Origin of the sequence: Halorubrum ezzemoulense DSM 17463 (assembly GCF_002114285.1) — an archaeon.
Classification (GTDB): Archaea; Halobacteriota; Halobacteria; order Halobacteriales; family Haloferacaceae; genus Halorubrum; species Halorubrum ezzemoulense.
Map to the genome: position 1 here is coordinate 21,356 of NZ_NEDJ01000038.1, position 9,501 is coordinate 30,856.

The following is a 9,501-nucleotide window of genomic DNA, read 5'->3' on the forward strand; positions in this document are numbered from 1 at the left end:
CGGCGGCCGCAACGATCGCCGGTACCTCGGACGCGACCGCTCACAGCTCCAGCCCGCGGATCGCGACGCTCGCCCCGTCGTCGCCTCCGGCGTCCGCCGCGCCGTCCTCGACGCGGCCGATCACGCGACCGTCGGTCGCGTCGGCCAGCGCGTCCGCGGCGTCGGCGTCGACCGCGGCGACGAACCCCGTCCCCATGTTGAACGTGCGGTACATCTCCTCGTCGGAGACGTTCCCCTCGGACCGGACGAACTCGAAGACGGGCTGCGGGTCGAACGCGTCGTCGACGACGTAGCGGTGATCGCCGAGGCGGTCGAGGTTCGTCCAGCCGCCGCCCGTCACGTGGGCGGCGCCGCGGACGCCGTGGTCGCGCATCGGGTCGAGCAGGTCGGTGTATATCGCGGTCGGTTCGAGCAGCGCGTTGCCGAGCGTCTCGTAGTCGCCGAACGGGCAGGGATCCGTGTAGGCGTGGTCGCGCGTGACGGCCTCTCGGGCCAGCGTGAGCCCGTTCGAGTGGATCCCCGACGACTGCCAGCCGACGAGCGCGTCGCCCGGCTCCGCGCGACCGTCGAACACGCCGTCCTTCGCGGCGAGGCCCGCGCACGTACCGGCCAGGTCGAGCCCGCGGACGACATCCGGCATCACGGCCGTTTCGCCGCCGACGAGTTCGATGTCCGCCAGCTCGGCGCCGCGAGCGAGCCCCTCGCCGACCTGCTCTGCGAACCGCTCGTCCGGCTCGTCGACGGCGAGGTAGTCGACGAACGCGACGGGGCGGACCCCGGCCGCGACGAGGTCGTTGACGTTCATCGCGATACAGTCGATGCCGACCGTGGAGTAGTCGCCGAGCGCCTCCGCGACGAGGAGCTTCGTCCCGACGCCGTCGGTCGCGAGCGCGAGGTAGCGGTCGCCGATATCGAGGAGGCCCGCGTAGTCGCTCCCCGAGCCGTCCGCGTCGGAGTCCGAGCCGACCGCGCCGATCAGCGCGGCGGTGGCGGCCTCGCTCGCGTCGATATCGACGCCCGCGTCCGCGTAGGTGAGTTCGTCGTCGCCGTCCGGTCCCCCGCCGCCGCTCCCGTCGCCCTCGGTCATGTGTGTGGAGGCACGCCGGCGGAGCAAAAACGCACCGTTCCGGGCGAAGCCGCCGGACGCGCGGCGGTCGCCCGACCGCGGCTCAGAACGGGCCGCCGAAGCCGAGCCCGACGACGAAGACGAGCCCGACGGCGAGCAGGACCGAGGGGACGAAGACGGCCGCCCAGACCGGCTTGCTCCACGACAGCACCGTCTTCCCGTCGAGCGGGCCGTACGGGACGAGGTTGAACGCCGCGAGAAACGCGTTGATCGCGATGCCGCGCGCGCCGAGGATCGTCACGAGTTCGCTGCCGAGGAGCCCGCCGAGCGCGAACAGCGGGAAGAACACGGCCATCAGCCCGAGGTTCACGGCCGGGCCGGCGAGCGCGATATGCCCGTGCTCCCGCGGCGTCAGCCGCCCGCGGTGGGGGACGGCGCCGGGCGCGGCGAAGATGAACCCGAGGAGCGAGCTCATCACGGCAAGGAACAACATGCTGTTGTCCGCGCGGAACTCCGCGACTTGGTCGTAGTGGACCGCGACGACCTTATGCGCGACCTCGTGGAGGAGGAAGGCGACCCCAGCGGTCGCGAGCCCGACGAACAGCGGCGGGATCACGCCCGCGGCGAGGATGCGACCGATCCCGGCCGAGCCGCCGACGAAGAACAGGGTGAACGCCACGCCCAAGGCGAGCCACGCGACGAGCAGGTCGCGGAGCTCCGCGCCGCTGAAGTAGAGCCCCGCGATTCGCCGCCCCGAGAACGTCGTGCCGCCGCTCATGCGATCCCCCCCACGGCGCCGCGCACGAGGTCGGCGCCGTTGACCGCGCCCTCGACGAGCAGCCGCCCGACCTCGTCGACGCCGCCGACCTCGGCGCCGAACATCGCCGGGATGACGTACGCCGCGAAGAGGAAGCTCGCGACGATGCTGCCGACGTTCGTCATCGCGACGACGACGATGAGCCGGAAAAGCGGCACGTCGAGCATCGCGGAGACTAACTCGCCGACCGACCGCGTCTCGTCGCCGAGCAGGTCGTTGAGCGCGCCGATGTCCGCCACGTTCACGGTCAGGCTCCGCAGTTCGACGTAGCCGGTGAACCAGCCGGGCGCGAGCAGCGGGTTGATCGAGGTCATCCACGCGACGGCGCCGCCGACGCCCGCCGAGAGCCAGCGTGCGCCGGCGACCTTCGCGAAGGCGAAGGCGAAGACGCCGTTGATCAGGAACCACGCGCCGAACAGCCGGAGCAGGAACGCGTTGCCGGCGCCGCCGAGCGCCAGCAGGAGGAAGAAGCCGACGAAGCCGACGGTGATCGCGTAGCCGATCGCCTTCTTCCAGGGGAGCCCGCGTCCCGATTCCTCGCCGACCAAGTCGTCCATCGCCGGGAGGGTCGCGGGCTCGGCGAGGTACCGCTCGATCCCCGCCTGGTGGCCCGCGCCGACGACGGCGACCACGTCGTGCCCGGCCTCGCGGAGCGCGACGAGCCGGTGGGCGATGAACGCGTCGCGCTCGTCGATGAGCGCCTCCGCGCCGCCCGGGGAGAACTGCCGGAACTCCTCCATCATCATCGTCACCACGTCCGTGTCGGTGAGGTCCGCGGCGTCCAGCTCCTCGATACCCCCGGCCTCCGGGTCCACCTCGCCGCCGCCGAACCCGCTGACCGCGATCGCGAGGACGGCGCCGACGACGAGACCGAGGCCGATCCCGATCCCGAAGCCCCCGATCGCCGCAACGGGGAACCCGCCGAGGTACGCCGAGACGGGTCCGTTCGCGGCCCCGGTGACCCCGGCGGCGACGCCGGTCGAGAGCCCGGTGCCGACCGCGGCGTAGAGCCGCTGGTCCGGAGAGAGCGCGAGCGAGCCGACCTGGTCGACGGCGATCCCGACGCCGAGCGCGACGAGGACGCCCGCGGCGACGCTCGTCAGGATCGCGTCGGTGATCCCGACGGCGCCGCCGAAGAGGCCGATGGCCGGCCCGGCGAGGATCCCGACCAGGAGCCCGCCGATCGCGCCGGCGACGCGCGGGTCGCTGACGCCGAACGCGAGCCCGCCGACGAGCCGGAGCTTCTCCGTGATCGTCATGCGGGCCCAGAAGCGTTGGATCGTGGTCTGGATGTCGCGGTCGACCAAGGCGACGTCGATGCCGAGCGACTCGGCGATGTCAACGGCGGCCTTCATATCGGCGCCCGGCTCGATATCGAACCGCTCGCCGAGCTGGGTCTGGACGTACGAGAGCATCCAGTACGCCAGAAACTGGAACACCGTGTTCCCCCTGAGCAGGTCGCCGGCGTCGAGGTCGTCGGGCGTCTCGCCGTTCATCTGGCGGTAGCGCCCCTCGTCGAGCTCGACCGCGACGACGTCGGGGCGTTCCCGCTCTATCGTCTCCTCGACCTCGTCGACGGAGCGCTCCGACACGTGCGCGGTCCCGACGACCGTCACGCTCCCCTCGCCGTCGGCGGCGGGTCCGCGGCCCGGATTCCGGTCGAGGTCGCCGCCGTCGGTGCGCGGCGGTCTGTCGGTCGACGGGGGTGCCTCGTCGTCGGTCCCCCGTGACGTCTCTGTCATCACCCGACGTACTCGGTCACCGCGTTTAGGGTTTGTGCGTCGGTCCCGGCTCCCGCTCGGGCGGGGTCGACCCCGTCCCCAACGATCCAACAAGTTTGTATCCTCACGCGCCACAGGATGTCGTATGTCCCGGCTGTTGCCCTCCCTGCCGGACGCGACGCCAGAGGAGCGCGAGCCCCGGGTCGTCGGCGTCGACGACGACGAGGCCGACGACCTCATCGCGGCCCTCGGCTCCGAGACGGCGCGCGCGATCCTCTCGACGCTCCACGACCGCCCGGCGACGAAGTCGGAGATCGCCGACGAGGTCGACACCTCGCTCCAGAACGTCCAGTACCACCTCTCCCGGCTCGACGAGGCCGACCTCGTGGAGGTGGTCGACACCGCCTACTCCGAGAAGGGCCGCGAGATGGACGTGTACGCCGCAGCGGACGAGCCGCTCGTGCTGTTCGCTGGCGGCTCCGAGGAGTCGACGGGGATCAAGACCGCGCTCATGCGTCTGCTCGGCGGGTACGGGATCATCGGACTCGCCGCGGTCGCCGCCCAGCGGCTCCTCGCGGTCGGCTCGCTCGCGGACCCGCGGACGAGCGCCTCGGGCGGTGACGACGTTGGGACGGCCAGCACCGACGGCCCCTCGATAGAGAGCGTCCCCGACCAGAACACCGCCGCCGACGGCGCCGACAGTGCGGTCGACCTCGTCGGCCGCCCGCTCGCGGAGTACGCGGTCTCGCTCGTCGAGCCGGGGGTCGTCTTCTTCGTCGCCGCCGCGCTCGTCTTCACGCTGGCGTGGGCGTACTGGTACCGAGCGTCGAGCTAGGGCGGCGGGGGTCGCGGACCGAACGGGACGCGCGTGGGACAGCTATTCAAGCGGCCGTCACCACGTTCCGATATGGAACACGAAGCCGAGGTCGTCGGGGTCGGTGCGGGGTCTGCGCCGAGCGGCGACGTCCCGGCGGTGATCCTCTCCGCGCGCGACGAGTACGTCCCGATATTCGTCAGCGGCGACCAAGCCCGATCGATCGGTATGGCGCTGGAGGGCGAACCGTTCGACCGACCGCTCACGCACGACCTGCTCGTTGACATCCTCACGGAGTTCGGCGGCGCCATCGACCGCGTCCGCGTCGACGACCTCCGCGACGGCACCTTCTACGCGAAGGTCGACGCCGAGCGCTACGAGGAGGGCGAGCCGGAGCGGTTCGTCTTCGACGCCCGTCCCTCCGACGCGCTCGCGCTCGCCGTGCGCCTCGACTGTCCGATCGTCGTCACCGACGAGGTGATAGACGAAGCGGGGCGACCGCCCGACTCGGTCCAGTTTAGCGGCGACGGCGACCCATCGGAGGAGCGCTGAGCCCGGGGCCCCGGACTCGGCGGGCGGCGGGCCCGCGCCGAAGCCCGTCGTTCAAGTTGCCGCATCTCCCACCACGGGCATGGACGAGACCGCGACGCTCGCCTCCTCGCACACGGAGATGACGGAGATGCTCCTCCCGAACGACACGAACAACCTCGGCCGGGCGCTCGGGGGCGCCGTGCTCCACTGGATGGACATCTGCGGCGCCATCGCCGGCATGCGGTTCTCGAACCGACAGGTGGTCACCGCGTCGATGGACCACGTCGACTTCATCTCGCCGATCGAGATGGGCGAGGTCGCGATCGTCGAGGGATACGTGTTCAACACCGGCCGGACGAGCGTCGACGTGAAGGTCGACGTGCGCGCGGAGAATCCCCGCACGGACGAGACGCGCCGGACCACCACCTCCTACTTCACCTTCGTCGCGCTCGACGACGACGGGCGCCCCACGCCGGTCCCCGACCTCGACTGTCCGACCGCCGACGAGGAAGCGCTCCGCGAGGACGCTATGAACGGGCGCGAGGAGCAGCTGCGACAGGTCGTGAACCGGTACGACCTCTGACCGCGCAGACCGACACGACCTCCAGCCCCGTGAACCGGCACGACCGCCGACCGCACGGCCCGTTACTCTCCCGAGCCCGCGACGACCTCGACGGTCGCGTCCGGGTCGGCGGCGGCCGCGACCGCGGCCTCGTGCGCCGCCAGCGCGCGCTCCGCGAGGCCGTCGAGCGCGTCGCGGTCGGGTCCGCTCACCTCGGCCGCCTCGGACGCGTCGCCTGCCGCGAGGTGACTCGGACAGTCGCAGTCGGAGGCGCCGAACCCGTCTACCGGGCCGGCGGGTAGGCGCTCCGCGACCGGACACTCGACGTCGACGCCGAGGCTCCGCACGACGCGGTCGATCCGCGCGGCCGGGTGACCGAGCAGGTAGTCGACGTGCCAGTGGCGGACGTCGTGGTCGCCCCGCGCCGTCCGCCGGTGCCTGTCGACCCGCGAGAACCCGCCGGCGCCGAGCGCGCTACCCGTGTACGCGTACGCGCCGGCCGGGAGACGGTGTTCGCCGAGCGCGCCCGCCGACAGCGTGGCGTCGGCCGCGAGGGCGACGATGAGGGTGTAGCTGCCGCCGTCGGCGTCGGTCATCCGTCCCCCGCCGGCCGCGACCCGGTCCCGGTCGCGCTCACGACAGCGCGGTCGGCGCCTCGTCGGCGGCCGCCCGGAGCGACCCGACCATCTCGCCCGCGTCGTCGTCCAGTCGGTAGGTGTCGTGGACGTCCGCGGGGTCGCGGCCCCGGCCGGACAGCGTCCCGACGACGTCGGCGATGCGGTCGTAGTTGTCGCGCACGAGCCCGCCGACGATGCCCGGCGTTCCCGCGCGGTCGGCCAGCTCCTCGGCGGCCGACCGCCCCGCGTACACCCGCCGCTCGACCGGGTCGACGAGCACCATCGCGAACGGGCGCGAGCCGAACTGCGCGTCGAGGAACGGGCCGACCGGGTCGGCCTCCCACGGGACCGCGACGACGCCCTCGAGCCGGCGGAGCGCGACGGCGGCGACCGAGCAGTACGGGCAGTCGCCGTCGAAGATCAGCACCGGCGCGTCCGCGCCGTCCGGGTCAGTAGACATGCGAAAACGTAGGGACTCGACCGGCTTAAGCGGCCGGTCGGACGAACTCGTTCGGGTGCCGGGGCGCGTCGGACCCGCTCAGTGCGAGTGGCCGAGCGCGTCTTCGAGCGACTGCCCGAACCGCTCCTCGAACAGCTCCGCGGCCGTCTCGTTCATCTCCGCGATGTCCTCGGGCACGTCGCCCTCGCTGTGGTGGACGATGACGTGCGCCTGCTGGGCCATCGCCTGGACGACGACGTCTGAGACCACGGCGGTCGCGGCCTCGCCCTGCTCGCTGAGCACGTCGACGAGGCCGGCGGGCAGTTCGAACGACTCCTCGTCACCGTCGGGACCGGTGACCGTGTAGGTTTCTGTCTCTCCCATATCCGTCGGTCGCGGCCGCGACATAAGGGTCTGTGGAAACCGGACGCGAGCCGCGCACGACCGCCGCCTGCGGCCTCCGAGCCCGCCGGTCCGACCCGTCAACCGTGCGACGAGATCGCCTTCACCGAGGAGCCGGAGCCGACGATGCTGCCGAGGTACACCGCGATGGCCGTGACGACGATCGACCCCCCGGAGGGGAGGCCGAGTCCGATCGAAACGGCGAAGCCGCCGATCACCGACAGCTGGCCGAAGATGACGGCGAGGTACATCGTCTCGCGGAAGCTCCGGGCCACCTGCGAGGCGGCCGCGACGGGGACGACGAGCATCGCCGCCACGAGGATGACGCCGAGCACCTGCATCGCGCCGACGACGACGACCGCGGTCAGCACGACGCGCAGGGTGTTGTAGCCGGTGACGTTCAGCTGGGCGACCCGCGCGGCCTGCTCGTCGAAGGTGATGAAGAGGAGCTGCTTGTACGTCAGCGCAACGCCTGCGACGACGATCAGCGAGAGCGCTCCCATGAGGCGCGCGCCCTCCGGCGTGACGACCGCGAGGTTCCCGAACAGGTACCCCTGGATGTTCACGCCGGTGAGCCCGTCGCCGTAGCTGATGATCAGGGTCCCGACCGCGAAGCTCCCGCTGAGCATGATCGCGATGGGTACGTCGCCGTACGCGTCGGTGCGCTCGGTGAGCCACTGGACCCCGAGCGCCCCGAGGATGCCGACCGCGAGCGCGACGAGCAGCAGCGAGCCGTTCCACCCCGTCGAGGAGGTGACGAGGATCCCGACGGCGACCCCGGCGAACGCGGTGTGCGCGAGCGTCTCGCCGATCAGCGCCATCTCGCGGTGGACGAGGAAGGAGCCGACGAGCGGGGCGACCACCCCGACGAGCACGCCAACCGCCATCGACTGCCACATGATCGGGTGTCGGAAGACGTTCGTCCCGAACGCGGCGTCCATCGCGCGCCCCATCGAGCGGAACGCGGCGTACAGCTCGCTCGCCACCGGCAGGTCCTGCGTCCAGTAGAGGAGGAGGAACGAGAGCATGACCGCCGCGACGACGCCCGTGAGCCCGATCCCGGCGAGCTCCGCGGTCCGGCGGAGTCCTCGTTCGCGGCCGGTCCGGTCCGGACGCGGACGCTCCCGCTCCCGGTCGGCCGGTGTCTCCCCGGTCATCAGTGGTGGTGGTGGACGACCTGTCCGGTCGCGCCGTACGCCTCCGCGAGGGCGTCGCTATCGACGAACGACTCCGTGTCCCCGTGGTGGTACAGCTCGGTGTTGATACAGGCGATGCGGTCCGCGCGGTCGGTGACGACGCCGATGTCGTGTTCGATGAGGATGATCGTAATCCCGTCTTCGTTGAGCTCGTCGAGGAGGGCGTAGAACGCGTCGCGCGACTCGGCGTCGACGCCGACCGTCGGCTCGTCGAGCGCGAGCAGGTCCGCGTCGCTCGCGAGGGCGCGAGCGATGTACGCTCGCTGCTTCTGCCCGCCGGACAGCTCCGAGACGAGCCGGTCGGCCAGGTCCCCGACCCCGACCGTCTCGATGGCGTCCGCGACGGCTGCGCGGTCGGCCGCGGAGAGCCGCCCTCGCCCGGCGTGCGCGAACCGCCCCATCGTGACGCACTCACGGACGGTGACGGGCATCGCGCCGCCGCGGCTCGTCGCCTTCTGGGAGACGTAGCCGATCCGGCCGCCGTCGTCGAACTCGTCGACCGGCCGGCCGAACAGCTCGACGGACCCCTCGTCGGGCTCGTGGAGGCCGAGCATGAGGTGGAGCAGCGTCGTCTTCCCGGAGCCGTTCGGTCCGACGAGCCCGAGGAAGTCGCCCTCCTCGACGGTGAGAGAGACGTCTCTCACGGCGACGGTGTCGCCGTAGGAGAACGTCACGCCGTCGAGGTCGACGATCGCGGTCACTTCGTGTGCCCCATCTGGACCGGCCGCACGTTTAGCTCTTTTACTCCGTCGCCGCGCCGCCGGGTCGGGGCGTCGCTCGGCGCGCCGGCGACCGTGCCGGTCACTGCGCCCCGAACGCCCGCTCGAAGGCCGGGACGTTGATCTCGGTCATCTGTTCGAGGTAGCCGTACCCGGCGTCGTTCCACTCCCGCGTCGTCCCCCCGGCCGGCGTGACGGGAACCGCCTCCGCCGCGCCGCTGTTCTCGACGATCGACTCGGCGAGCCGCGGCGACTGGAACCGGTCGTACAGCACCACGTCGATCCCCTCCGCGTCGACGAGGTCGATCGTGTCGGCGATCTCCGACTGGGTCGGCTCGTTCTGCGGTGAGACGCCCACCGGCGAGCGGAGCCGGAACCCGTAGCGCGCCTCCAGGTACTGGAAAGAGTTGTGGCCCGCCAACACCGCCACGTCGCGCGCGGCGTCCTCGGCGATCGACCGGAAGGCGTCGTCGAGCGCGTCCAGATCCGCGGCGTACGCCTCGGCGTTGGCGGCGTACGCCTCGGCGTTGGCCGGGTCCGCCTCGCCCAGCCCGGTCGCGATCGTGTCGACCATCTCGGCCGCGAGGACCGGGTCCGTCCAGACGTGGGGGTCGTAC

General features: G+C 71.9%; 12 protein-coding genes. 3 read left to right on the top strand and 9 right to left on the bottom strand.

The genetic code is table 11. The annotated features are described in order from the left end of the window. Nucleotides 1-40: 40 nt before the first annotated feature. From purM to B9H04_RS11235, 3 genes are all read right to left on the bottom strand, one after another. Complete coding sequence (gene purM, locus B9H04_RS11225) at nt 41-1,087, bottom strand: phosphoribosylformylglycinamidine cyclo-ligase (protein ID WP_049929871.1); 1,047 nt, start codon at nt 1,085-1,087, stop codon at nt 41-43. 82 nt (nt 1,088-1,169) lie between these two features. After that, nucleotides 1,170-1,844, bottom strand: coding sequence for a zinc metalloprotease (locus B9H04_RS11230; RefSeq protein ID WP_085682712.1), 675 nt, complete (start codon nt 1,842-1,844; stop codon nt 1,170-1,172). Further along, entirely contained in the window at nt 1,841-3,625 is a 1,785-nt protein-coding gene (locus tag B9H04_RS11235) for a TraB/GumN family protein (RefSeq protein ID WP_049929869.1), read from the bottom strand. Before B9H04_RS11235 ends, B9H04_RS11230 begins: the two co-directional genes overlap by 4 nt. 124 nt (nt 3,626-3,749) lie before the next feature. Here B9H04_RS11235 and B9H04_RS11240 point away from each other — a divergent pair, with 124 nt between their 5' ends. The 3 genes from B9H04_RS11240 to B9H04_RS11250 all read left to right on the top strand — a co-directional run bounded on the left by B9H04_RS11240 (nt 3,750) and on the right by B9H04_RS11250 (nt 5,532). Next, a complete protein-coding gene (locus B9H04_RS11240) occupies nt 3,750-4,439 on the top strand; it encodes an ArsR/SmtB family transcription factor (protein WP_049929867.1) in 690 nt (229 codons plus the stop codon). A 72-nt stretch (nt 4,440-4,511) separates the two neighbouring features. After that, entirely contained in the window at nt 4,512-4,970 is a 459-nt protein-coding gene (locus tag B9H04_RS11245; RefSeq protein ID WP_049929866.1) for a bifunctional nuclease family protein, read from the top strand. Between the two features lie 79 nt (nt 4,971-5,049). Continuing rightward, a complete protein-coding gene (locus tag B9H04_RS11250; protein WP_049929865.1) occupies nt 5,050-5,532 on the top strand; it encodes an acyl-CoA thioesterase in 483 nt (160 codons plus the stop codon). A gap of 62 nt (nt 5,533-5,594) precedes the next feature. Here B9H04_RS11250 and B9H04_RS11255 read toward each other — a convergent pair whose 3' ends face one another. From B9H04_RS11255 to B9H04_RS11280, 6 genes are all read right to left on the bottom strand, one after another. Next, the gene (locus B9H04_RS11255) at nt 5,595-6,107 is read right to left on the bottom strand and encodes a GIY-YIG nuclease family protein (RefSeq protein ID WP_049929863.1); all 513 of its coding nucleotides are present in this window, start codon (nt 6,105-6,107) and stop codon (nt 5,595-5,597) included. A gap of 37 nt (nt 6,108-6,144) precedes the next feature. Further along, complete coding sequence (locus B9H04_RS11260) at nt 6,145-6,588, bottom strand: thioredoxin domain-containing protein (RefSeq protein ID WP_049929861.1); 444 nt, start codon at nt 6,586-6,588, stop codon at nt 6,145-6,147. Between the two features lie 78 nt (nt 6,589-6,666). After that, a complete protein-coding gene (locus B9H04_RS11265) occupies nt 6,667-6,951 on the bottom strand; it encodes a DUF7545 family protein (RefSeq protein ID WP_049929859.1) in 285 nt (94 codons plus the stop codon). Between the two features lie 98 nt (nt 6,952-7,049). Beyond that, complete coding sequence (locus B9H04_RS11270; protein ID WP_085682713.1) at nt 7,050-8,126, bottom strand: metal ABC transporter permease; 1,077 nt, start codon at nt 8,124-8,126, stop codon at nt 7,050-7,052. Then, complete coding sequence (locus tag B9H04_RS11275) at nt 8,126-8,866, bottom strand: metal ABC transporter ATP-binding protein (protein WP_049929854.1); 741 nt, start codon at nt 8,864-8,866, stop codon at nt 8,126-8,128. The genes B9H04_RS11270 and B9H04_RS11275 overlap by 1 nt, the downstream gene beginning before the upstream one ends. 100 nt (nt 8,867-8,966) lie before the next feature. Next, nucleotides 8,967-9,501: metal ABC transporter solute-binding protein, Zn/Mn family (locus B9H04_RS11280; protein WP_169714309.1), on the bottom strand; the 535-nt coding region annotated here is incomplete at its 5' end.

Coding starts and splice junctions, on each gene's coding strand:
- purM (WP_049929871.1), bottom strand. CDS start 1,087: ATGACCGAGGGCGACGGGAGCGGCGGCGGGGGACCGGACGGCGACGAC.
- B9H04_RS11230 (WP_085682712.1), bottom strand. CDS start 1,844: ATGAGCGGCGGCACGACGTTCTCGGGGCGGCGAATCGCGGGGCTCTAC.
- B9H04_RS11235 (WP_049929869.1), bottom strand. CDS start 3,625: ATGACAGAGACGTCACGGGGGACCGACGACGAGGCACCCCCGTCGACC.
- B9H04_RS11240 (WP_049929867.1), top strand. CDS start 3,750: ATGTCCCGGCTGTTGCCCTCCCTGCCGGACGCGACGCCAGAGGAGCGC.
- B9H04_RS11245 (WP_049929866.1), top strand. CDS start 4,512: ATGGAACACGAAGCCGAGGTCGTCGGGGTCGGTGCGGGGTCTGCGCCG.
- B9H04_RS11250 (WP_049929865.1), top strand. CDS start 5,050: ATGGACGAGACCGCGACGCTCGCCTCCTCGCACACGGAGATGACGGAG.
- B9H04_RS11255 (WP_049929863.1), bottom strand. CDS start 6,107: ATGACCGACGCCGACGGCGGCAGCTACACCCTCATCGTCGCCCTCGCG.
- B9H04_RS11260 (WP_049929861.1), bottom strand. CDS start 6,588: ATGTCTACTGACCCGGACGGCGCGGACGCGCCGGTGCTGATCTTCGAC.
- B9H04_RS11265 (WP_049929859.1), bottom strand. CDS start 6,951: ATGGGAGAGACAGAAACCTACACGGTCACCGGTCCCGACGGTGACGAG.
- B9H04_RS11270 (WP_085682713.1), bottom strand. CDS start 8,126: ATGACCGGGGAGACACCGGCCGACCGGGAGCGGGAGCGTCCGCGTCCG.